The following is a 22,756-nucleotide window of genomic DNA, read 5'->3' as shown; positions in this document are numbered from 1 at the left end:
GACAGTAACAAATTCCTATCTAATCTGCTACAATATAAGGGCATAAAGGAGGAAGGGCTATGCGTTTGATCAGCTCTTTATTGAAAAGTATTTTTTTCATCATATTAGGCTATTGGCTAGCTGTTTCCCAAGTCGCTAGCGGGACCCCTATTGGCGACGGCTTAGATTGGGTGATGGACTACCTGCCCATTACCTCCGACTTCTGGGATCAAAATGACCAGGAGCCGGAGTTGGACCAAGCCAGCCGTCAAGAAGTAAGCCACCAGGCAGGCGGGCAAGATTTAACCAGTCTGGACATAGACGACCAATTGCTGCGAGAGCAAATTTTAGACCTCACCAACCAAACCCGGGCTGACCAAGGCCTCCCCCCTCTCAGCCAGAATAGCGACTTAGAACTGGCAGGTGACATAAGAGCCCAAGAGACAGTTACCTCCTTCTCCCATACCCGCCCGGACGGTCAAGACTTCTTTACCGTCCTCCAAGACAGTGAGGCCCCACCTAATTACCAATACCAAGTCATCGGAGAAAATCTGGCCATGGCGACCTACCATGTCGACGATGCCCATATGGCCCGGTACATCTTCCAAGGCTGGTTGGATAGCCAAGGCCACTACGAAAACATCATCAATCCCAGCTACACCCAGATGGGAGTAGGCGTAGCCTATGATGAGGGTATCCTTTATCTGACCCAATTTTTTGGCCACCCCATGCCTTAATCTTCAGCAAAGCAAGCAAAAAAGCCAAGCAACTCAGTTTAGTTAGAACTGAGTTCAGCTTGGCTCTTTTTGCTTGTGTCATTTTTACGCTCGTCTTACATCATGCCACCCATGCCAGGGTTCATGCCTCCGCCTTGGTTATCATCATCGCCTGACGGAATTTCAGCGACTGCTGCTTCAGAGGTGAGGAGGAGGGCTGCGATGGAAGCTGCATTTTGGAGGGCAGACCGGGTTACGCGAGTTGGGTCGATAATGCCTTCTTCAACCATGTCGACCATTTCACCACTTGCCGCATTGAAGCCAACACCTTCTTCGACAGCTTTCAAGCGTTCAACAATCACACTGCCATCAATACCAGCATTCTCTGCGATTTGACGGACAGGAGCTTCAAGGGCACGGACGACGATACTAACACCGGTAGCTAGGTCGCCATCAGACTCTTCTTCAAGTTTTTTGACTTCTTTGAGGATGTTGATATAAGCTGTTCCCCCACCAGCTACGATGCCTTCAGCTACAGCTGCTCGGGAAGCGTTCAAGGCATCTTCAATTCTGAGTTTACGCTCTTTCATTTCAGTTTCAGTAGGGGCACCAACTTTAATAACAGCCACACCGCCAGCTAGTTTAGCAATTCTTTCTTGTAATTTTTCACGGTCAAAGTCTGAATTGCTGTCTTCTGCCTGTTTACGGAGCATGGCTACGCGGTCTTCAACTTGGCTGCTTTCGCCAGCACCTTCTACAATGGTGGTGTCATCCTTGGTCACAATAGCCTTGCTGGCAACACCCAGGTCATCGATTGTCGCATCAGACAAGTTCAAGCCCAAGTCTTCGGTAATCACTTGGCCACCAGTCAAGATGGCAATATCTTCTAGCATGCCTTTACGACGGTCACCAAAGCCAGGTGCTTTCACCGCAGTAACGTCCAAGGTCCCTCTAATTTTGTTCAAAACCAGGGTTGGTAAAGCTTCCCCGTCAATATCGTCGGCAATAATCAAGAGAGGCCGGTTTTGTTGCATAATGTTTTCCAATAATGGGAGGATGTCTTGAACATTAGAAATTTTCTTGTCGGTAATTAAAATGTAAGGGTTGTCCAAGTTGGCTTCCATTTTTTCATTGTCGGTTACCATGTATTGGGAGAGGTAACCACGTTCAAACTGCATCCCTTCGACAACATCCAGTTCGGTTTCAATCCCACGTGATTCTTCAATGGTAATGACCCCATCACTGCCGACTTTTTCCATTGCTTGAGCAATCAACTGACCAACTTCCTTGTCACCAGAAGAAATAGAAGCAATTTGGGCAATGGATTCAGAGTCAGAGACATCAGTTGAAATAGACTTCAAGGCTTGGACAGCTTTTTTGGTTGCTTCTTCAATCCCGCGGCGGATACCAACTGGGTTGGCACCTGCAGTCACGTTTTTCAAGCCTTCGTTGACAATGGCTTGGGCTAAGACGGTTGCAGTTGTAGTCCCGTCCCCAGCAATGTCATTGGTTTTGCTAGCGACTTCTACGACTAATTGGGCACCCATGTTTTCAAACTTGTCTTCTAATTCAATTTCTTTGGCAATGGTTACCCCGTCGTTGGTAATGGTTGGTGCACCGTATGATTGATCTAAAATAACGTTACGACCTTTGGGGCCCAGGGTTACTTTGACTGTATTCGCTAATTTGTCAACACCATCTAAAATCGCATTGCGTGCATCTTCAGAATATTTAATTTCTTTTGCCATAATTTATATCACCTCAAAAAAAGATTTACCTGCTAGTCTCACTTACTCAACAACAGCGATAATATCTGTATCTTTTACCACTAGGTATTCATTGCCATCGTATTTCACTTCGGATCCAGCGTGTTTTTCAAAGATAACTTGGTCGCCTTCAGCTACTTCAACTTCAGACCGGCTGCCATCGGGTAATAAGACGCCCTTGCCTACCGCAACAACGCGTCCAGTCTGGGGTGAGTCTTTGGCTGATTCTGGCAATACAAAACCGCTCGCAGTTGTTTCCTCTTTTTCAGCAACTTCTAAAACGACACGGTTACTTAAAGGTTTAAGCATTCAATTCGCCTCCAAAAATCTTCCTAATTTGATGACTTAGCAGTCAAGTGACCCGAGTGCTAAGTTCATTTATAGTATAAAAAATTTCCGCCTAGCTTTCAAGTGATTGACTTGAAGATTTTATGAATTTTCTCCAACTTATGACATGGTCTAGCTTTTATGATAAGTTATAATGAAGAATAGAAATGATAGCTCTTATAAAGAAAGTAGGTCTAACTTTGCGTCCTAAAAAACAAAAGCCTTCCCAGATTGGCCCGGCTGTCAGCATTATGCTGACCTTTATTGCCGTCCAAGTCTTATCGATTGTAGCCGTCTTCCTTTTCCAAAGCCAACCACCCAGCTACTTTATCAATGCCAATGTGGTCATCAACCTGGCAGGGGCCTTCTTTGCCCTTTGGATTAATTATCATTTCAACCTGGTTTATCCCTTTGAAAGAGGGCAAACAAAAGGCAAGGAAATCCTCACTTGGGGCCTAACCGGAACAGCTTTAGCCTACCTGTCTCAAGTGGCCCTAACCATGCTAGAGATCACCCTCTTTGGCCAACCCACCGTCTCGGCCAATACCACATCCATTATGGCAACCATCCTGGCCAACCCCCTCTTCGTCCTCCTTCCCATCATCTCCGCCCCCATCTTGGAGGAATTGGTCTTTAGAAAGGCGATTAACGGCCTCTTAGTAGACAAGATTGGCTGGATTGGGGCTGCCGTCATCTCTTCCTTGGTCTTCGCCTTTATCCACTTTGACGGGATGATTTTAACTTATTCTGTCATGGGCCTTATCTTTAGCTATGTCTACTACAAAACCCAAAACATTTGGGGTCCCATCATCGCCCATATGGGGCTGAACATTTTAGCTACCATCTTGAACTTGCTGGTCTAAGGAGGGCTAAAAATGAAGCAAACCCTATTGATGAATGCCGGTCTTAACTTTCTTTTCTTCCTCCTTTTCTTCTTTCTTTTGGTCCAGTCCCTTAAAGAATCTGGCTTCTCCCTTCTTACCCTCCTAACTGCTTTGATAGCCAGCTACGACTTTGTCCAAGCCACCAGACACTTTATGGTCTATTGGAATATACGCAAGGGCGGTAAGTAAAAAGACCGACTAATTACCCCACAAGAGAAGTAATTAGTCGGTTTTTTATTCTTCATCCATGCTGGCTTCTTGGTCAGTGTCGGTATAATGGCTGATAAAGTAGATCAAGGCCTGTAGTTCGTTGGCCAAGTCAACATTATGGACTCGGACTCCAGGTGGGACTGTTACCCTTAGAGGGGTAAAGTTGAGGATGCCTTTCACTCCAGCTTCCACTAACTTATCAGTCATGTCTTGGGCATGATCGCTGGGGACAGCTAGGATGGCCACATTGATTTTTTGGTCAGAGACTTGGGCCACCAGATCCTTGACATCATAGATTGGGACGCCTTCTAAGATGGTATCGATCAAGCCAGGATTGACATCAAAGCCGGCTGATATCCGCATGCTATTGTCTTTCCGGAAGTTATAGTTAAGCAAGGCCTGGCCCAGGTTCCCCACTCCAACCAAGGCAATATTGGTTAACTCCTCTTGACTCAATTGTTCTTTAAAGAAGTTCATCAAGTTTTCAACATCGTAGCCGTAACCCCGCTTACCCAAGGCCCCAAAGTAAGAGAAGTCTCTTCGAATAGTTGCACTATCAACCTTCATAGACTCGCTCAATTGGGCTGAAGAAATCCGCTTAATGCCTGTTTCATAAAGATAGGTAAAGTAACGGTAGTAAAGTGGCAACCGCCTTGCTGTCGCCTTTGGAATCTGTCTTTGTTTTACCATAATATGGTCCCCTTTGCAAAATTAATCAATTCACAATCAATGAATAGTATAACAAGTTCAACCTATTAATGAAAGTTTTTAGTGAACATATTTTTTCTTATAATAAAAAGATATAAGTCACAAGCACCAGTATGTCATTCAGAAGAGGCAAAGATTTATGTTAAACTAAGGTGACTATTTTTAAAGGAAGAATGTATATGATACTACTCCAAGCACAAAAAGTGGCTAGGGATTTTGCAGGTGAAACCCTCTTTGACCAGGTCAACTTACAGGTCCAAGATGGGGCTCGGATTGGCCTAGTCGGCAGGAATGGGGCGGGCAAGTCTACCCTCCTCCACATCCTGGCTGGCCATGAAGATCCTGACGCTGGCCAAGTTTCTTGGCAAAAGGACTTGTCCATTGGCTATTTAGACCAGCATACTGGCCTAGACTCTGACCGGACTATCCTAGAAGAAATGGAGTCTGTCTTCTCTTGGTTGATTGACCTGGAAACAGACCTCCACCAATTAGAAGAAAAAATCAGCCAAGTTCAAGAGACTAGCTCAGACTACCAAGACCTGATGGCCCAGTATGATAAGATGCAAACCAGATTTTTAAAGCAAAATGGCTACGGTTATGAAAGTGAAATCCGGACAGTCTTACATGGCTTCCAATTTTACGAAACAGACTACGACACCCCGATTAATCACCTTTCTGGAGGTCAAAAGACCCGGTTAGCCCTGGCTAAGCTCCTTTTGGAAAACAAGGACTTGCTTATTTTAGACGAGCCCACCAACCACCTGGATATAGAAACCTTAGCCTGGTTGGAAGGCTATCTCAAGAACTACCGGGGGGCTCTTTTAATCGTCTCCCACGACCGGTACTTTTTAGACCGGGTGATCAATGAGACCTACGAAGTGGCTTTGGGCCAGGTCACCCATTTCCCTGGTAACTATTCCAATTATTTAGACTTAAAATCGGCTCAGATCAAGCAGCAGGCCAAGGAATATGACAAGCAGCAGAAAAAAATATCGGAAATGGAAGACTTTATCCAAAAAAATATTGTCCGAGCCTCCACCACCAAGCGGGCCCAGGCTAGACGTAAGCAGTTAGAAAAGATGGAAACAGTCCAAAAACCCAAAAAGGATGACCAGTCTGCCTACTTCTCCTTTGAAACTGACCGAACTTCCGGTGACATTGTCCTCCAGACTAAGGATCTGGCCATTGGGTATGGCGATCAAGTCTTAGCCGAGGATATTAACTTAGACATCCGCAAGGGAGATGCCATCGCCTTGGTCGGACCTAACGGCATTGGCAAGTCTACCCTTATCAAGAACTTAGCCGGTGTTAATCCAGCCTTGGCGGGTGACATTCGGTATGGGACCAAGGTAGACCTAGGCTACTACGACCAGGAACAGGCCAATCTAACTGGCAATAAGTCCATTTTAGATGAGGTCTGGGACGCACAGCCAGACCTTGACGAAGTGGTTATCCGAACCCTACTGGCCAGCTTCCTCTTTACAGGCGAAGCGGTCGACAAAACCATTCATTCCCTCAGTGGTGGGGAAAAAGCCCGGGTCGCCCTGGCCAAATTATCATTAGAAAAAAACAACTTCCTCCTCTTAGACGAACCTACCAACCACTTAGACATCGATTCCAAGGAAGTATTAGAAAATGCCTTAATCGACTATCAGGGAACCTTGATCTTTGTCTCCCACGATCGCTACTTTATCAACCGCTTGGCCAGCCAGGTCATCGAAATCCACCCAGGTGGTATTGACCGATACCTAGGCGACTACGACTATTATGTCCAGAAGAAAGAAGAACTCCAAGCCATTGAAGCAGCCCAGACTAAGGCTGAACAAGATAAACAAGCCCCTGAACAAGGGCAAGAGCAAAGTCAAGACAGCCTGGACCGCAAAGACTTGAAAGAAAGACAAAAAGAAAGCCGCCGATTAAATCGCCGGGCGGAAAAAATTGAAGCCAGACTGGAAGAAATCGACCAGGATCTAGCAGACCTGGCCCAAGACTTGGAAAAGCCTGATCTCTACCAAGCCCCTGACAAATTAGCTGAATTAAGCCAGACCCACCAAGACCTAGACCAAGAACAGGTTCGCTTAATGGAAGAATGGGAAGAAATCCAGGAAGACTTGCTCGATTTGGATGACTAAAAAATCGTGAAAGGCTGAATAAAGATTGGTCTTTAGCCGAACATTGTATTGAATTCTCCTTCTTTTATTCGTATAATGGTCTTAAAAACTAGAGGAGTGATGGGATGGGCTTGTTAAAAGACCGGATTATCCAAGAAGGGATTGTCTTAGATGAAACTGTATTAAAGATCGATTCCTTTTTAAACCACCAAATTGACCCCAAAGTCATGAAAGAAATTGTCAGAGAATTTTACGACCACTTTAAGAATGAAGGGGTCACCAAGGTTTTTACCATAGAAGCATCCGGGATTGCTCCCGCTATTATGACAGCCATTGAATTTGACGTCCCCATGCTCTTTGCCAAAAAAACCGAACCGTCAACCTTAAAAAACCAAGCCCATTACGAAACACAGGTCCACAGTTTTACCAAGGACAAAACCAGCCGAGTCATTGTATCTAAGGAATACTTGCAAGCTGAGGACAAGGTTTTAATCATCGACGATTTCCTAGCCCGGGGACAAGCCTCCTTAGGGCTGGTTGACTTGGTTCGGCAAGCTGGAGCTAGTGTAGCTGGAGTTGGGATCTGTGTCGAAAAGTCCTTCCAAGATGGCCGGCAAAACCTTGAGTCTGAAGGTATTGATGTCTACTCCATCTGCCGGATTAACTCCTTAAAAGACAACCAAGTCCACTTCGCCCCAGGCCATTAAGTTTCATAAAAAGGACCAGTCTAACCTGGTCCTTTTTACTGCTATGATAAGTATTTAATGAATCCAACCTTGCTAGTTTTTAGACCTAGCCTAAACAAGCGAGCTTTTAAAATTCTCATATAACAATTGTTGTTTGAGAAAAAAGTGCCGGGATTCTCAAATAATATATATTATTTGAGAATAATCCATTAGCATTCTCGAATAACGGTAGTTGTTTGAGAAAACCTCCAAAGAATTCTCAAATAACAGTCCTTGTTTGAGAATTTCGCTAAGATTCGTCAACTGCAGCCAGTTTTGAATAATAATCTATGTTTTAAAATGGTCCACTAACGGATAATGGTTCACTCTAACCACAAGACCCCTAGTAGTTGGCTTGTTTCCTAACAAACCAATTTACTAGGGGTTTTTATCTACAGCATCAGGCCAGGCTTGGCATTGAGGTCGAGCTGACCAAAGTCTCCTTTCCGGTAAGCTATGGTCCCAGCTGCTCCGATCATGGCTGCATTGTCCCCGCAAAGGGAGATTGGGGGAATAAGGAGGTCCAGTTGCGGCATTTCAGCTTCTAGTCGTTTTTTTAAATGGGTTCGAAGGCCACTATTGGCTGCCACACCACCTGCCAAAATCACTTGCTTGACTTGGTAGTCTTTAGCTGCCCGGATAGTTTTCTCTACCAATGTTTCTACGACCGCTGCCTGGAAACTGGCTGCCAGGTCATTGGCATCTAAGGATTGCCCCTTTTGCTTGGCATTGTGGACTGTGTTGATAAAGGCCGATTTGAGTCCAGAAAAACTAAAGTCATAATTATCTTCCTGGAGCATAGCCCGGGGGAAGTGGAAGGTGTCTTGGCCTTGGTCAGCCATCTGGTCAATGACCTTGCCGGCCGGGTAAGGCAAGTCTAGGACCCGGCCAACCTTGTCATAGGCCTCCCCTGCTGCATCATCCCGTGTTTCACCGACTACCTCATATTGACCATCTTCTGCCATATAAACCAACTCAGTATGGCCCCCACTAACAACTAGGGCGAGGAGGGGGAAGGTCATGGACTCAACCAGGTTACTAGCATAAATATGGCCGGCTAGATGGTTAACAGGAATTAGAGGGAGGTCATGGGCTAAGGCTATGGCTTTTGCAGCGCTAATGCCGATCAAAAGAGCGCCAACCAAACCCGGTCCCTGGGTGACAGCTACAGCTGACAGGTCGCTAAAGTCAACCCCTGCCTCCTTCATAGCTTCTTCAATAATCAGGGTGATAAATTCCACATGGTGGCGGGAAGCAATCTCCGGTACCACTCCACCAAAGCGCTCATGGCTTTTAATTTGAGAAGCCACAATATTGGATTTCAGGGACCGGCCATCTTGGATGATAGCCGCACTGGTTTCATCGCAGGAGCTTTCAATTGCAAGAATGAACATTTCCATCTCTCTTTCCATTTAAGTTTAAGGCTAAGACCAAAGCATCTTCTTTAGGATTATGGTAGTAATTTTTACGGTAACCTTGCAGGGTAAACCCCTGTCTTTTATAGAAAAGCTGGGCTGGTCGGTTGGAAGCCCGGACTTCTAAAAAAAGCTTTGAAACCCCATTAGCCCAAAGATGACGCAAGCAGTCTTCCATAAGCAGGCTGGCCAGGCCCCGGCGCTGGTGGGGCTTGGCCACGGCTATTTGATAGACCTCAGCCTGGTCTCCAGCCAAGCCAAGGACCATAAAGGCTAAGACCTCCTTCTTTTCTTCAACCAGAAGGGTAAGGACGTGGTCTGACTGGAGGATACTAGTAAGCTGGGCCTCCTGCCAAGGTGGTTGCTGGGCAAAGGCAGATAGGCTGATTTGGTGGAGTTCTTGGGACAAGTCTTCCTGAGCCTTTAAAAGGCGGATGAAAGGAGTAGTCTTGGATGCTAGGCCTGGGCCTAGCTGAGTCTCTTTCTTTTCGGTCAGGTCGGCCACTGTCTTCTTCCTTCCTAGTCTTTTAATATTAATTGCTTGACCATGGCCAATCCATCTTCTCGGTTATTGGAGTAGTATTCTTTTTTGACGCCGACAGTTTCAAAGCCCTGTTTATGGTAGAGTTTTTGAGCTTTATGGTTGGACTCTCTAACTTCTAAACTGTAGTAGTGACAATTTTGGTTTAAGGCAACTTGCTCCACCTGGTTGAGTAAAAACTGGCCTAGGCCTTGTCGTTGGTAGCCGGGTCTAACGACCAAGTTGGAAACATGACAATTGTCTCCCTTAATCCAGGCCCCGATAAAGGCAACCGGGTAGTCTTGGTAGAGTAAGAGTAAGTAAAGGGAGTTGGACTTGGTGGACATTTCCCTTTCCAGGAGGGACTCAGGCCAGATCTCACTTGGGCTATAAGCAGTTTCTTGCAAGTTAACCAGGGATTTGGCGTCAGCTTTTTGGCCTACTTTTAGCTGATAGACCCTCTCCTGGCTGGTGTAACTTTCCTGTATGAGGGGTAGACTTGAATCTCTTAGAGACACCTGACCCACTATATTGGTCCACCAAGACTGGAGCTGGTCAATCCAATTTTTCAACGTAAGTACTCCCGTCTGCATCAGGATTATCTTTCAGCCAGTTTTCTTCTGCTTCAGCCAATTTTAAGTATTCCGGTATAAAGTGGTGGACATCTTGAAGAGGCTGGCAATGAGCCTGTAAGGCCATGGCTTCAACATTTGGGAGCTGACTGACTTCTCTTTGGTAGATAAAATGAGTCCCTAATTTTTCTTTAAACAAGGGAGCAAAAGTCAACACATCTTCTCCAACAAAGTAAACTGACTCATCCAAGTCCGAAAGCCTCTCCGCCCAGTCCTGACTAGCTAGGTGCTGGTCTTTGATGACATTTTCCAGCTGGCCTGCCGAGTCAAACCGGTAAAGGCCAGTATAGATATTTTCCCGTCTAGCATCGAAGAGGGGGCAGATATAAACCTGCCGAATCGGAGCCAAGTTCAAGGCCAAAACCTCTAAGCTTGAGTAAGCCACCAAATCAATTCCCAGGGCCCAAGCCAAGGTCTTGGCTAGGGTCCCAGCAATCCGGAGGCCGGTATAAGAGCCTGGCCCCTTGGCTACAGCAATCCGGTCGAGGTCTTTAGCCTGCCAGCCGGTCTCTTCTAGCAAGTTAGCGATACTTGGCATAACTTGGATGCTGTGGTTGCGTTTAATATTGATTTTTTTGACTGCCAAAAGCTTGTCGTCTTCAGCTAGGGCCATGGCCATGGCCTTGTTTGATGTATCAACGGCCATAACTTTCATAATGACACCTTCATCCTTTTTATTTTGGCTTGACTTCTTCATTCATGCTGGGCCAGGTCGTCGGCGAAAGCCTTAAAGGCAGCCTGTCCTGCCTGGTCCAACTTAAAGACACCAGCATCTTTTAAGACTTGGAGGAATTTCTCCCCTACTTCAGCCTGTACAACCCCGTCTACCTCTTCTGGACTGAGGATCCCGTATTTTTCTTTTAGGGACTCAGCCCAAGCCTGGTGGATGGTGGCTACTTGACCAGTTTGACCCAGTAAGTAGTCCCGCACTTCCTGTAACTCCCCTTTCAAACGTGGAGGGAGGACGGCTAGACCTAGGACCTCAATTAAGCCGATGTTTTCCTGTTTGATATGCTGGACCTCTGGGTGGGGGTGGAAAATACCGTCAGGGTAAGTCTTATCTGTCCGGTTGTTGCGGAGGACCAAGTCAACCACAAAGTCAGTCCCATCTTTACGCGTCAAAGGGGTAATAGCATTATGGGGGGTCTCCCCTGTAAAAGCTTGGATGGATAAGTCTTCGTTGCTGTAACTCTCCCACTCCTGAAAGACGACTTGGGCCGCCTGGGTTAATTTGTTTCGGTCCGGGTCTTTGAGGCGGATCACAGACATGGGCCAGTTTACAATACTGGCCTGGACCCCCTTAAGGGTAAAGTCGTAGATAGAAGGGGCAGTGTCTAAGGCAAATTGGTGGCGGCCAGCCTGGTAGTGGTCATGGGCCAAGATAGACCCGCCTACAATGGGAAGGCCGGCATTAGACCCCACAAAATAGTGGGGAAATTCTTCTAAGATATTGAGTAAATTGACCACTGTTTGCTTGCCCACTTTCATAGGGCGGTGGGCCATGGATAAGAAGATAGAATGTTCATTGTAGTAAGCATAAGGCGAGTACTGGAAGCCCCATTGCTCACCATTATCTAAAGTTAACCGGATCAAACGATGGTTAGACCGGCCCGGGTGGCCCACATGACCCCGGTAGCCTTCATTTTGGTAACTTAAGAGGTTGACCGGGTAGTCACTGGGATTGTTTTTAGCCTCTTCAATCTCCTTGCTGGTCTTTTCTGGCTTGGACAGATTAATGGTCAACTCCAAATCCCCAAAGTCAGTCTGGTGGCTAAAGTAGATATTTTGGGCGATCTCCCGGCTTTTAATGTAGTTGTTTTGCAAGCTTGTTTGGTAAAAATAATCGGTAGCGAGCTTGGGGCTTAGCCGGTGTAAGTCCCAAAACTTGGCATTGACTTGAGAAGGCAAGGGGGTCACTAAGTCCATAATCTCAGCTCCCAGGACATCCCTGTTTGAACTATTGTCTTCAATCAAGTCTAAGTCCACTGCATGGTCTAGGAGTTGGTCCAAGAGGTCTAGGTGGTCTAGCTGGGCCAAGTTGGCACTGGGATCGACTTGGTCCAATTCTTTCAAATGAAAGATTCTCAGCAATTGGTTTTGGACATAGGTCAGGTCAAGTTCTAAAAGGTCCCCCTGCTGCAGGCACTTGTGGGTAAAATCAATAATGGTTTGCGAAATGGTCATCAAACTATCTCCTTAACTTGTCAAATTTTCGCCGAAATCAAACTACCCCTATACTAACATAATTCAGCCAGGCATAAAATTCATAATATCGTCAAAACTTATTAGCCCTTTCTCCCTTTTTATTTGATCAGTCTTTGATATAATGAATTCATTATAAGAGACGACCATAGAAAGGAACGCTGATAGGATTGCCAATATTTTTTGACCCTTATTTTTATTTAGTTATCATTGGGATCGCTATCTCTGGGGCTGCCTCCGTTTACATGCAGTCGACCTATTCCAAATTTAGTGATGTCAAGGCTAGCAATGGCCAAACCGCTGCCGAAGTCTGCCGGCAAATTCTAGATTCCAAGGGCCTATCCAATATTCGCTTAGAAGGCATCCGGGGGGAATTAACCGACCACTACAGTGCTAATGAGAAAACCCTCCGTTTGTCTGAAGCAACCAAAAATTCAGACTCGGTTGCAGCAATTGGGGTCGCAGCCCATGAAACAGGCCACGCCATCCAAGACAAGGAAGGCTACTTCCCCCTTCGCTTACGCCACCTCCTCGTGCCTGTAACCAACTTTGGGTCGACCTTGGCTTGGCCGGTTATCCTTTTTGGTCTCTTGATCGGCCAAGAAAGTGGGAATTTCTTAATCATGCTAGGCATTATGCTCTTCTCCCTGGCTCTCTTCTTCCAATTGGTCACCCTACCCGTTGAATTTAATGCTTCTAGACGGGCTATGAAGGTGCTAGAAGGGTCCGCTCTTCTCAATGAAGAAGAACTCAGCCAAGCTCGAAAAGTTCTCCGGGCAGCAGCTTTGACCTATGTTGCTGCAACCATTACCACCTTCTTAAATATACTCCGGGTCTTCTTACTCACCCAAAACCGTCGTCGCTAGTACCCTTTCGCTTAACATGAAAAAGGTCACTAAAGATTCCTTCCGAGTCTTTAGTGACCTTTTTCATGGCTTCATCTAAGTTTAAAAGTCTAATTCTTCTTGCTTTATTTTTTCGTCTACTTCAGCAAAAAAATCTTTAGATATATTTTGGTAAAAAACTGCTAATGACATTTGCAGGTAGGGAATGACATAAAATGACAGAAGTCCAAAGGTTAAGACGACCAAAATAAACCAACCGATAAAACTAAGATAAAGGACAAACAAATCCATCTTGTGGCCATCCATCATCTGCCGGCTAAGGGTAATAGTTTCGGTCGTGGTCAGGTGCCAGCCTCGAGCCCGGTAGTCATTTTTGATATATTCAGCTTGGGAATAGGCCAGTTGTTTAATGATACCCGGGATAATAAACAAGAGGGACCACAAGAAGATAAAGATACTCTTTACTATTCCCAGAATAAGGTAGGGGCCAAACCTGCCCTCCCGGAATAAATAGAATAAGTCAGACAAAGGTTCAATCCTATCTTGTGGCCGGCGAATCACCCGAACCAAGCTAAGAGCTGGTCCGTATTGGAGGTGGTAATTTAACAGGTTTAAGAAGATAAAGACCAAGTCAAGCAACCAGGTCCAGTAAGTCCCCCAAATGGGGTAGGCAAAAGGCTCTTCAAGTAAGATCCGTAGCCAAAGGGTTAGGACTGGCATGACAAACATAGGAAGAAAAAACATAATTATAACTGAAGGCCAGCGTCCACTCAACTGGGCCTTGGCCTCCCTTTTGATGTCAGAGCTCGTGAACAGCAAATCTTTCGTCTTAAACATGAGTCTTTCCTCCTAAACCCAGCCGGCCTTGATGGGGAATTAACCTAGGTAGGTCACTCTCTCTTCTAGCTAGGACCTTAAAAGCTAGCACTATTAGGCTAAGCCGACTTCTTCTTTCACGACAGCCACGATTTTCTGGCAATAGTGGTCCACCGCTTCATCACTCGGGCCTTCTACCATAACCCGGATCAAGGGTTCAGTCCCACTTGGTCGGACTAAAACTCGGCCTTCACTGGCTAATTCTGCTTCAACTTCAGCAATCACATCTTGAATTTTCTGGTTGTTTAGGGCTTCTTCCTTGTTGGTCACTGAAACATTGACTAATTTTTGGGGGTAATTTTCCACATCACTAGCCAAATCTGATAATTTTTTGCCAGTTTGTTTCATCACATCAAGAAGCTGGATAGCCGTCAAGAGACCATCTCCAGTTGTATGGTGGTCTAAGAAGATAATATGGCCGGACTGTTCACCTCCAAGGTTGTAGCCCTTGTCTCTCATTTCTTCAACTACAAAGCGGTCCCCTACCTTAGTTTGGACTGAATCGATATCATATTTCTCTGCAGCCTTGTAAAAGCCCAGGTTACTCATAACAGTGGTCACAATAGTATTTTGCTTCAGCCGGCCTTGGTCAGCTAGGTAACGACCACAGATAAAGAGAATTTTATCGCCGTCGACAATATTCCCTTTTTCATCCACCGCAATGAGCCGGTCGCCATCGCCATCAAAGGCTAATCCTACTTGGGCTTCCTTTTCAACAACCTCTTGGGCCAGGTTTTCTGGGTGGGTAGAGCCATAGCCATCGTTAATATTCAAGCCGTCGGGTGAAGCCCCAATGACGTCAAATTCCGTGTCTAAATCAGCAAAGAGTCGGTTAATCAAGGGACTAGCAGCCCCATTGGCCCCATCCAAGACAATTTTTAAGCCAGACAAGTCGCCGGAAATGGTTTGGGATAGGAATTGGGTATATTTTAGACTGCCTTCATTAAACTCTTCAGAAGTCCCTAAACCTTGGGCAGCAGGCCGAGGAAAGTCGTCTTCTCCGCTATCCAACAAGCTTTCGATTTCCGCTTCTTGTTGGTCGGATAATTTAAAGCCGTCCGGACCAAAAAACTTGATCCCATTGTCTTCGACTGGGTTGTGGGAAGCCGAGATCATAATACCAGCTGCAGCATTCTGGGACCGGGTCAAAAATGACACACCAGGCGTAGTGATCACTCCTAGTCGCAAAACTTCTGCTCCAGCTGACAAAAGGCCAGAAACGAGAGCATATTCTAGCATACGGCAACTGATTCTGGTATCCCTTCCGACTAAAACTTGTGGCTGGCCTTCTTCAACATGGCGGGACAAGACAATAGCTCCGAACCGTCCTAACTTAAAAGCTAACTCTGGCGTCAATTCCTGGTTGGCTATGCCTCTTACACCATCTGTTCCAAAATATTTCCCCATTATCCTTCATCTCCTCCATTTTCTTCTTCATTCAGGTCCGTTACGGTCACCTGGACAGTAACCTGGTCCAAGTCAGCTTCATAGATGCCGTCGGGTAAAATAATTGGCACTTGTCTGTTGGTTGACTTGGTTACACCAGATAGGTCAACGGGTACTTGGAATTCATCAAGTTCACTGACCTTATCATAATCACCTTTAACGGTTATGGTATCAGCCTGGTCCTCAGCAAGTTCCAGCTCATATTCATAGTCACTGGACATTTGACCGGTCTCCACTAATTCAATCGGCAGTTCAACCTCCTGGCTGTCTACCTGGATCGAAACTTCGATTTGAGACGGTTCAATACTGACATTGAGGGGTTCGCCAGCCTTATTTAAAACAACCACATTACCTGGTAGGGTCACATCGCTGGTAATATCGCCTGATTCTGGTTGGACCAAGGCCTTGACTTCATCAATTTCGTCAATCGTATTTTTGGCACCAGAAATGGTGACATAATCATGTGATTGGTCAATATTGGTCACTTCATAACCTTCTGCTATAAAGTCTTCTTCCTGAAAATCGACAGATACATCAAAATCTTTGGTTTCTCGCTCTTGAATTTGGATTCTGGCTTCACTAGGGCTGATATTATAATTAATTTCAGAAGACAGACCCTCTACTTCTAACTCAACCAAGTGTTCCCCGGGTCCTAGCCGGTTTAAGTTAGGGGTTTTAATGGTAAAATTTTGGGTAATAACAGTTTGGGCGATAATTGGTTGAGGGCCGTCTAAGCGAATAGAAACTGACTCTGGCACCCCGGAAACATAGTATTCTTCATTATCGACATCCGTGGTCACCGTCATATTAGTGAGGACCTCCGTTACGGAATGGGTAGACGCAGGAGCATCGGGGTCCATTTGGTTGTTTTCACTCGATACAAAGAGGAACATTCCAATGGCAACAATAACGGATAAAATCTTCATCACTAAGGGATTATCAAAGGAAAATTTCATTCACCGGACACTCCTTTTTTGACCCTGTCAAGTAAGTTGTTAAAGAAGCCTTCTTGGTTATCTTCTTCATTCACCAAATGTTTGTTTAAGTAATCCACCATTTCCTCACTGCTGATACCATTTAAAATGTTACCATTATGTGAAATACTAATCTCACCCGTCTCTTCAGAAACAATCAAGGTGATGGCATCTGATTGCTCGGACAAACCAATAGCTGCCCGGTGCCGGGTCCCAAATTTTTTAGGGATGGCTGGACTCTCAGACAAGGGTAGGTAACTAGCTGCTGAAGCTATCTTAAAATCCTTGATAATCACGGCCCCATCGTGGAGAGGGGTGTTGGGAATAAAGATGTTAATTAATAATTCCCTTGAGATATCACCGTTAACATCTGTTCCGGTATCAATATATTCATCAAGGGCTGTTTCCCCTTCAATGGAAATTAAGGCACCGATCCGTCTCTTACTCATATAGGAGATGGCAGAAGCAAGGGCATCAATCATTTTTTCACTTGGATTGGACCGTCTTTTTTTAGCAAAGACTGACCCCCGGCCCAGGTGCTCCAAGCCCCTTCTGAGTTCAGGCTGGAAGATGATAATCAAGGCTAAAGCTGACCATTGAATAATAAAATCAATAATATATTCAGTTGTTTCCAAGTTTAAGACGGAAGACACCACTTTAACTACTAAAATGATTAAAATACCGTTGAGCAATTCATTAATCCGGGTTCCCCGAATAATTTTAATCAACTGGTAGACAACAAAAGAAACAATGATGATGTCGACAATACTAGAGAGGGTCGACCAAGATAGAATCGAGTCCAAGGATATATCGATTGGCATATAGCACCTCCATTACAGCTAGATTTAACATATGACCTGATTATATCACTAATTGAAGCTAGGATAAATATTAAGCTTGTATTTGACAAATTTGCGGATAAGGCCTATCCTAGACAAGTAAAGCAATTGAGTAACCCTCTTAGTTAAAGTCTAGCTAAGATAAGGGCTAGCTTGATCGAGGAGTCCTTTTATAGGAAAGATAAATTTCTTGTTGACTTTTTGTAAATAAGATTATACAATGCTACTTGTGTTCAGAAAAAATAAGGCCCCTTGGTCAAGTGGTTAAGACATCGCCCTTTCACGGCGGTATCACGGGTTCGAATCCCGTAGGGGTCACTTTCATGGAGGGATAGCGAAGTGGCCAAACGCAGCGGACTGTAAATCCGTTCCTTCGGGTTCGTAGGTTCAAATCCTTCTCCCTCCACTTATTATTGGGCTATAGCCAAGCGGTAAGGCAACGGTTTTTGGTACCGTCATTCCTAGGTTCGAATCCTAGTAGCCCAGTCCTGAAAAAGGACCTCTCCCATTTGAGGAGAGGTCCTTTTTGCTTATATGAAACTACCCTGCTAGAACAATAAAAAAGAAAAGCCGACCCCAACGACGAGGGCAATCAGGCTAGAGACTACAAGGATTGCTAAAAAGCGATCAAAAGCAACAGCATCATAACTTTTTTGATTCATAAAGTAATAAGCTACCAAACTACCCAAGCTTTGACTAGCCAAAGCCAGGACAAAGATGGGCCACATGAGACTGACTTTCGTAAATAGCCAGGCAAAAAAGATATATACCAGGCTAATGGCCAGGTGTAAGATAATCAGATCAAGAGGGGTAAACTGTTTTTTCTTCATCCTTTGAAACACCCTTTCCTCCTCCATTCCTAAAACTATAATAAATTCATTATAATTATATCAACATTTTCATATAAAAGAAAGCATAACTTAAAATAAATGATATTATAATGAACAGATGGTCATATTGACATGAGTTATAGGGGGGAAGCTTTCAAAGGTAAAGCAAAGGCCACCAGGTATAAAGTCAGATACCTGGTGGCCTAAGGCAAGAAAATGATTCCTTATTTTGCTTCAATATGGCCGTATGTCTCTTTTTCTTTCTGAAAGAGACTTTCAACATAGGAACAAGATGGTTTAATTTTTTTGCCTTCTTTTTCTGCTTTTGCTACTAATTGGTCGACTAGCTGACGGGCTAGACCTTGGCCCCGCTGTGAATCATCGACAAAGGTGGAATAAGCTTCTAAAACCTGGTCGCCTTGGTCACGGAACTTAATAGAGCCAACGACCTTGCCGTCTACTTCCGTTACAATTTGTCCTTGTTCTTCTTTAAAATCCATTATAATCCTCCTTTGAATGTTTAGTTTTTATCTAAAAGCCAATCCAAAAGTAAGGGTAATTGTTCATTCCAGTAGGGCCACAAGTGCTCTCCTGGCCCGGTTACATAGTGGTGGGCAATCCCCCGAGCAGTCAACCATTGGTGGAAGTCTTCATTGAGTTTGATTAATTCATCCGACTGGCCACAAGCCAAATACAAGTCTGGCATTGGATTAGCCTTTTCCACTAGCTTATAGATGTCATTGTCGGGGTGGAAGTCGCCATTCGGGTTTTTCTTGAACAAACTGAGTAAGGTGTCTACAATCAAGCCGCCAATCTCTTCAGTTTCCACCTGGCTGTATAGGCCCTCATAGAAGATGGGACTCGACAGGGCCCCAATTTTGCCAAAGGTCTCAGGACAAGTTAAACCGATCCGCAAGGCCCCATAACCACCCATGGAAAGACCGGCAACAAAGGTATCTTCCCTCTTGTCTGACAAGGGAAAGAGGAAGCGGGTCTTTTCGACCAACTCTTTTTGGTAAAACTTCCCGTACTGGGCCCCAGTAATATGGTCGGAGTAAAAACTGTTCTCCCCGTCCGGCATAATGACCGCTAGGCTATTTTGTTCTGCAAGCATCAAGATGTCAGAATAGTAAGTCCAGTCTTCATAGTTTCCATTCCAACCGTGCAAAAGGTAAAGGGTCTTTAAAGGAGCCTTGGTCTCCACATCAGCTTCCTTGCTTGGACCCGGTGTTGGGACAATAGCCCGAAATTTCACCTTTTTATCTAAATATTCCGAAAAGAGCGTACCTGTAAAAATAGCCACATGATCACCTTTCATCTATCCATTTATCTTTCGTCTTGTCAACGAGTCAAACTCTACTTTCCATTATAAAACCAATATTCGGGTCAAAACAATTGAAAGAACCCAGATGGAGTAGAAGCTTGACCTAGCAAACTTAGTCGGTTACAGGTGTCGATTCTTCGCCTGCCTAGTCATTTCCACCTTGAGACAAATACTGGTTCACTTCTTCCAGCCGGGACTCCCTAATGACCGTCGTATCCACTAAGAAGTCAATCAGGTGCTGGTTCTTCTCTGAAAAAACTAAAAGAACTGCAATGTAAGGAAAGTAGTAAAACAAGACCTTGCCAAAGAATTCCCGGAATAAGTAAACTTTGAAGTCATTTTCTTCTGATGACAAAGAGATTACTCGAAGGTCAAAGAGGATTTTGCCGGGGGTTTGACCCTTAAAAAACAAAGTGGTTAGGAAAAAATAAAGGACAAAAATCACGAGTTCCACCAGGCTTACCCAAAAACTGTCCTGGATGGCCGGACTAAAAAGCCGGTAGAGGGTTAGGTTCAAAAGGATGGCTTGGATTGCCTTGATAACTAAGACATCGAAAAGAAAGGCTAAAAACCGGATCCAAAAACCAGCTAAAAACAGCTTGGGCAAACGAAAGTCTTTGATAGCCTGGCTGACCCTGTCTAGGCTTAACTTACTGGCCATTAGACAGCCCTCCCTTCCAGAGGTAGTCGAGGGAAAGACCTTGAGCCTGGTCGAGTTCTTCTAGTTGGGACACGAGGTCTAGGTCGTCATTTTTAAAGAAGGGAAAATTCCCGAACAGGTCAAAAGGATCATCTTGGACAAAAGAGTAGACCTCCGCTTCTTCCAGGCCTTGGTCTTGTCTCAGCTGGGCTAGGGCATCCTTAAAGAAGCCAAGTTCATCGATCAAGCCTTCCCTTTGAGCCTGACGTCCACTGAAAATCCGACCGTCCGCTAAGTCGCGGATTTCCTCCTCATTTAAATTATCCCGTCCTTGGTCCACAACCGCTACAAAGGCATCAAAGGACTCATCAACATAACTTTGTAGCAGGTCTTCTTCCGCTTGGGTCATCTCCCGGCTAGGCGACATAATATCTTTCATTTCCCCTGACTTGATAACCTTCTCTTTCACCCCAAATTCATCCATTAGTTCACTCAGGTCCAGCTGGGACATAATGACCCCGATGGACCCCGTCAGGCTTTCGGGACTAGCGAAAACCTGGTCGGCTGCCATGGCTAAATAATAGCCCCCACTGGCTGCCACAGACCCCATAGAGGCATAGACAGGCAGGTCTCTTTCCTCTTTAACCTCCATCAAGGCTGTATAGAGTTCATGGGTGTGGTAGACAGACCCACCCGGGCTATCGATGTCCAGTAAAATTGCTTGGACACTGGGGTCGGTCTTGGCTGATTCGATGGCTGTTAACAGCAATTCGTGGTTGTAGCCTTCCCCATCAACTCCTATCACTCCGTGAACAGGCAGGACTAAGATGCCCGAGTCGGAGTCACCCGGCTCCAAAACCTCAATATAAGCTTCCGAGCTAGCAAATAAGTAGTGGGCGGGGTTATATTGGTCCAAAAAGCCCTCGCCAGCACCATCATCTTGAAGGCCTAGGCGGGACATACCAGAAACCACTAGCAATATGGCGGCGATGGCCACTACAATCCATTTCTTCTTAGTCATTTACTCATCCTCCATTACATTTTTCATTCAAACGGTCGGGGGCAAACCCTAACCGTTAACCTCTATGGTCCTCTCCTCAGTTTCCTCCAGGCCCCATGACGCCTTGTTCATCGACAAGTGACTTTCTTCCAAGCTGTCCATGTCTACATCAGCCAAAAAGCCTTTAAAGGTTAAGATGGTATTGTCCATTACTTTTAGGTCTTGCTTGGAAGTAGGAGAATCCAAGTAGCCATACAAGTCTGGCTCTAAAAAAGTAAATTCCTCTTGGGCTTGAAGATAGTCCTGGCTAGACAAACCCGCTTCTTGGTAGCGGAAGTTGTCGGCCTGGTCTAAATTGCTCCAGTCCTCAACTTGCAAGTCTTCCTCTTCCAGTAAACTAGGAAAGCTCTTGACTTCTTGGCCCGCTAAGTCGACCTGTAAGGAATTGACCAAGTTAATCACATCAGCCAAGTTCTTGTCTTCGGTCACCTGAACGAGGCCTTCCACAACAAGAATGCCTTGACCTTTAGGGTAAACTTGGAAATAGCCAGCCTTAAGCCAGTCGCTGACCCGCTTAAAGCCAGTTTGGTCTACAAACAAGGCCTCATTCTCTAAAGAAACATGGGGCTTATGGTGGGCAAGCTGGAAACCTTCTTCTATCGTATAGCTTGGCCTGACGGGAGAGATACCGGTGACGACTTGGTCATAATAATAGCGTTCAATGGCTTGCAAGTCTTCACCCTGGTCAAGCTTTGGTAAGGCTGCTTCAAAAGGTAAGAGATCTTGGTCAAATAAGGCAGCTGTTTTGCCACCGAACTCAGCCTCTACTGCTTCCACACTCGGATCCTGTCCCAAGTCTTCAACCAGTTCATCAAGGGTGGGGATGGTCTCGTCCGTTTTTAAATATTGATTTAAATAAACTTGGTCAATGGACTCCTCCTCTTCTTCGGCTTGGGTCCGGTCAACTAACCAGGTCATCAAGACCAAAGCCAGCATGGCAAGGGAAATGACCCAAGCCTTCTTTACATTTTCTTTCATTTTAACCACTCAATCTTCATAAATTCTACTTACTGTTATTGTACCACAGCCCTTTCAAACGGCTATTAAATATTGCTGATTTATGATAAAATTAGTTAGAATCAACAAACAATAGTTTATCGGTCCATAAAAACTAGACTGCCCATTAGATAGTCTCAGTTTTTAAAGGACCTTAGGAGGTAAAGTTATGGAATGGATTATTGGTCTTATTATCTTAATTGTCATTTTGGCAATTTTATTTAGCATGTATAACAGTTTGGTCCGCTTACGGAATGCAGCGGGGCAATTTTTCTCCCAGATTGACGTGGAACTGGAAAGACGGAATGACCTAGTTCCCAACCTAGTCAACACCGTTAAGGGCTATGCTAGCCACGAGAAGGAAGTTCTAGAAGAAGTGACCAAGGCTAGACAGCACTTAATCAACCTACCCCAAGGAGCTACTAATAAGGAAAAACTTGCTGCTTCAGATGACTTGTCCAATGCCTTGAGCCGATTGCTGGCCGTTTCAGAAAGTTACCCTGACTTGAAGGCCAACCAAAACTTTCTTTCCCTACAAGAGGAATTAACCAATACAGAAAACCGTATCTCTGGCTCTCGTCAGGCTTACAACCGGTCCGTGATGAACTACAACAACAAGATCCAATCAGTTCCCCACAATATTATTGCCGGCCTCTTCAACTTCACTGAGATGACCTACCTGGAAATTCCAGATTCTAAACGCGAAGTTCCTAATGTATCTTTTTAAGTAG

25 protein-coding genes and 3 tRNA genes are annotated in these 22,756 nt (G+C 45.2%); 10 read left to right on the top strand and 18 right to left on the bottom strand.

The annotated features are described in order from the left end of the window. Positions 1-59: 59 nt before the first annotated feature. Positions 60-716, top strand: coding sequence for a CAP domain-containing protein (locus HMPREF9698_RS06335; RefSeq protein ID WP_003778459.1), 657 nt, complete (start codon positions 60-62; stop codon positions 714-716). A 95-nt stretch (positions 717-811) separates the two neighbouring features. On the opposite strand, the gene groL is transcribed toward HMPREF9698_RS06335, so the two are convergent. Further along, on the bottom strand, positions 812-2,443 hold the full coding sequence (gene groL / locus HMPREF9698_RS06330; RefSeq protein ID WP_003778456.1) for a chaperonin GroEL: 1,632 nt from the start codon (positions 2,441-2,443) through the stop codon (positions 812-814). A gap of 42 nt (positions 2,444-2,485) precedes the next feature. Next, complete coding sequence (gene groES / locus HMPREF9698_RS06325; RefSeq protein ID WP_003778455.1) at positions 2,486-2,770, bottom strand: co-chaperone GroES; 285 nt, start codon at positions 2,768-2,770, stop codon at positions 2,486-2,488. 218 nt (positions 2,771-2,988) lie between these two features. Between groES and HMPREF9698_RS06320 the strand changes: the two genes are divergently transcribed. Both HMPREF9698_RS06320 and HMPREF9698_RS06315 read left to right on the top strand, forming a co-directional pair. Beyond that, positions 2,989-3,651, top strand: coding sequence for a CPBP family intramembrane glutamic endopeptidase (locus HMPREF9698_RS06320; protein ID WP_003778453.1), 663 nt, complete (start codon positions 2,989-2,991; stop codon positions 3,649-3,651). Between the two features lie 12 nt (positions 3,652-3,663). Continuing rightward, positions 3,664-3,861: a DUF4305 domain-containing protein gene (locus tag HMPREF9698_RS06315; protein ID WP_003778450.1), complete on the top strand. Its 198-nt coding sequence runs from the start codon at positions 3,664-3,666 to the stop codon at positions 3,859-3,861. 45 nt (positions 3,862-3,906) lie between these two features. On the opposite strand, the gene HMPREF9698_RS06310 is transcribed toward HMPREF9698_RS06315, so the two are convergent. Then, positions 3,907-4,572 (bottom strand): redox-sensing transcriptional repressor Rex, encoded by a 666-nt coding sequence (locus HMPREF9698_RS06310; protein WP_003778449.1) that lies wholly within the window; start codon positions 4,570-4,572, stop codon positions 3,907-3,909. A gap of 197 nt (positions 4,573-4,769) precedes the next feature. Between HMPREF9698_RS06310 and HMPREF9698_RS06305 the strand changes: the two genes are divergently transcribed. Together HMPREF9698_RS06305 and HMPREF9698_RS06300 are read left to right on the top strand one after the other, a co-directional pair. Further along, complete coding sequence (locus HMPREF9698_RS06305; RefSeq protein WP_003778446.1) at positions 4,770-6,722, top strand: ABC-F family ATP-binding cassette domain-containing protein; 1,953 nt, start codon at positions 4,770-4,772, stop codon at positions 6,720-6,722. Positions 6,723-6,826: 104 nt separating this feature from the next. Beyond that, positions 6,827-7,408 carry a xanthine phosphoribosyltransferase gene (locus tag HMPREF9698_RS06300; protein WP_003778444.1) on the top strand — a complete coding sequence of 194 codons (582 nt, stop codon included), beginning with the start codon at positions 6,827-6,829 and terminating at the stop codon, positions 7,406-7,408. A gap of 410 nt (positions 7,409-7,818) precedes the next feature. Here the strand turns inward: HMPREF9698_RS06300 and tsaD are convergent, their stop codons facing one another. The 5 genes from tsaD to HMPREF9698_RS06275 are packed head-to-tail and all read right to left on the bottom strand — an operon-like array spanning position 7,819 to position 12,177. Continuing rightward, a complete protein-coding gene (tsaD, locus tag HMPREF9698_RS06295; RefSeq protein ID WP_374189081.1) occupies positions 7,819-8,826 on the bottom strand; it encodes a tRNA (adenosine(37)-N6)-threonylcarbamoyltransferase complex transferase subunit TsaD in 1,008 nt (335 codons plus the stop codon). Next, positions 8,801-9,346, bottom strand: coding sequence for a ribosomal protein S18-alanine N-acetyltransferase (gene rimI, locus HMPREF9698_RS06290; protein WP_003778440.1), 546 nt, complete (start codon positions 9,344-9,346; stop codon positions 8,801-8,803). The genes tsaD and rimI (HMPREF9698_RS06290) overlap by 26 nt, the downstream gene beginning before the upstream one ends. A gap of 14 nt (positions 9,347-9,360) precedes the next feature. Continuing rightward, positions 9,361-9,933 (bottom strand): ribosomal protein S18-alanine N-acetyltransferase, encoded by a 573-nt coding sequence (gene rimI, locus HMPREF9698_RS08515; protein ID WP_003778438.1) that lies wholly within the window; start codon positions 9,931-9,933, stop codon positions 9,361-9,363. Then, complete coding sequence (gene tsaB, locus HMPREF9698_RS06280) at positions 9,917-10,648, bottom strand: tRNA (adenosine(37)-N6)-threonylcarbamoyltransferase complex dimerization subunit type 1 TsaB (RefSeq protein WP_040292736.1); 732 nt, start codon at positions 10,646-10,648, stop codon at positions 9,917-9,919. Before tsaB ends, rimI (HMPREF9698_RS08515) begins: the two co-directional genes overlap by 17 nt. Before the next feature lie 38 nt (positions 10,649-10,686). Further along, positions 10,687-12,177: a UDP-glucose--hexose-1-phosphate uridylyltransferase gene (locus tag HMPREF9698_RS06275; RefSeq protein ID WP_003778434.1), complete on the bottom strand. Its 1,491-nt coding sequence runs from the start codon at positions 12,175-12,177 to the stop codon at positions 10,687-10,689. Between the two features lie 188 nt (positions 12,178-12,365). Here HMPREF9698_RS06275 and HMPREF9698_RS06270 point away from each other — a divergent pair, with 188 nt between their 5' ends. Then, positions 12,366-13,061, top strand: coding sequence for a zinc metallopeptidase (locus tag HMPREF9698_RS06270; RefSeq protein WP_003778432.1), 696 nt, complete (start codon positions 12,366-12,368; stop codon positions 13,059-13,061). 81 nt (positions 13,062-13,142) lie between these two features. Here HMPREF9698_RS06270 and HMPREF9698_RS08510 read toward each other — a convergent pair whose 3' ends face one another. From HMPREF9698_RS08510 to cdaA, 4 genes are all read right to left on the bottom strand, one after another. Continuing rightward, positions 13,143-13,877, bottom strand: coding sequence for a DUF975 family protein (locus HMPREF9698_RS08510; protein WP_003778429.1), 735 nt, complete (start codon positions 13,875-13,877; stop codon positions 13,143-13,145). 93 nt (positions 13,878-13,970) lie between these two features. Then, entirely contained in the window at positions 13,971-15,323 is a 1,353-nt protein-coding gene (gene glmM / locus HMPREF9698_RS06260) for a phosphoglucosamine mutase (RefSeq protein WP_003778426.1), read from the bottom strand. Continuing rightward, positions 15,323-16,318 carry a CdaR family protein gene (locus HMPREF9698_RS06255; protein ID WP_003778424.1) on the bottom strand — a complete coding sequence of 332 codons (996 nt, stop codon included), beginning with the start codon at positions 16,316-16,318 and terminating at the stop codon, positions 15,323-15,325. The genes glmM and HMPREF9698_RS06255 overlap by 1 nt, the downstream gene beginning before the upstream one ends. Next, a complete protein-coding gene (cdaA, locus tag HMPREF9698_RS06250) occupies positions 16,315-17,157 on the bottom strand; it encodes a diadenylate cyclase CdaA (protein WP_003778423.1) in 843 nt (280 codons plus the stop codon). Before cdaA ends, HMPREF9698_RS06255 begins: the two co-directional genes overlap by 4 nt. 264 nt (positions 17,158-17,421) lie before the next feature. Here cdaA and HMPREF9698_RS06245 point away from each other — a divergent pair. From HMPREF9698_RS06245 to HMPREF9698_RS06235, 3 genes are all read left to right on the top strand, one after another. Further along, positions 17,422-17,493, top strand: a tRNA-Glu gene (locus tag HMPREF9698_RS06245). A gap of 7 nt (positions 17,494-17,500) precedes the next feature. After that, positions 17,501-17,581 (top strand) — tRNA-Tyr (locus HMPREF9698_RS06240). An 8-nt stretch (positions 17,582-17,589) separates the two neighbouring features. Next, positions 17,590-17,661 (top strand) — tRNA-Gln (locus HMPREF9698_RS06235). 62 nt (positions 17,662-17,723) lie between these two features. Here HMPREF9698_RS06235 and HMPREF9698_RS06230 read toward each other — a convergent pair. The 6 genes from HMPREF9698_RS06230 to HMPREF9698_RS06205 all read right to left on the bottom strand — a co-directional run bounded on the left by HMPREF9698_RS06230 (position 17,724) and on the right by HMPREF9698_RS06205 (position 22,007). Further along, positions 17,724-18,017, bottom strand: a complete 294-nt coding sequence (locus HMPREF9698_RS06230; protein WP_003778421.1) for a hypothetical protein — start codon at positions 18,015-18,017, stop codon at positions 17,724-17,726. Between the two features lie 212 nt (positions 18,018-18,229). Continuing rightward, positions 18,230-18,505: a GNAT family N-acetyltransferase gene (locus HMPREF9698_RS06225; RefSeq protein WP_003778419.1), complete on the bottom strand. Its 276-nt coding sequence runs from the start codon at positions 18,503-18,505 to the stop codon at positions 18,230-18,232. A gap of 20 nt (positions 18,506-18,525) precedes the next feature. Continuing rightward, the gene (locus HMPREF9698_RS06220) at positions 18,526-19,323 is read right to left on the bottom strand and encodes an alpha/beta hydrolase (protein WP_051011804.1); all 798 of its coding nucleotides are present in this window, start codon (positions 19,321-19,323) and stop codon (positions 18,526-18,528) included. A gap of 151 nt (positions 19,324-19,474) precedes the next feature. Next, positions 19,475-19,990 carry an RDD family protein gene (locus tag HMPREF9698_RS06215; RefSeq protein ID WP_003778415.1) on the bottom strand — a complete coding sequence of 172 codons (516 nt, stop codon included), beginning with the start codon at positions 19,988-19,990 and terminating at the stop codon, positions 19,475-19,477. Then, on the bottom strand, positions 19,980-20,990 hold the full coding sequence (sppA, locus tag HMPREF9698_RS06210) for a signal peptide peptidase SppA (protein ID WP_003778413.1): 1,011 nt from the start codon (positions 20,988-20,990) through the stop codon (positions 19,980-19,982). The genes HMPREF9698_RS06215 and sppA overlap by 11 nt, the downstream gene beginning before the upstream one ends. A 48-nt stretch (positions 20,991-21,038) precedes the next feature. Then, complete coding sequence (locus tag HMPREF9698_RS06205; protein WP_003778411.1) at positions 21,039-22,007, bottom strand: hypothetical protein; 969 nt, start codon at positions 22,005-22,007, stop codon at positions 21,039-21,041. Between the two features lie 187 nt (positions 22,008-22,194). On the opposite strand from HMPREF9698_RS06205, the gene HMPREF9698_RS06200 reads away from it, so the two are divergent. Then, positions 22,195-22,752: a LemA family protein gene (locus tag HMPREF9698_RS06200; protein WP_003778409.1), complete on the top strand. Its 558-nt coding sequence runs from the start codon at positions 22,195-22,197 to the stop codon at positions 22,750-22,752. The last annotated feature ends 4 nt before the right edge of the window (positions 22,753-22,756 follow it).

Source organism: Alloiococcus otitis ATCC 51267 (assembly GCF_000315445.1).
In the GTDB taxonomy this organism is placed as follows: Bacteria; Bacillota; Bacilli; order Lactobacillales; family Carnobacteriaceae_A; genus Alloiococcus; species Alloiococcus otitis.
This window is presented reverse-complemented; position numbering and strand designations above follow the sequence as displayed.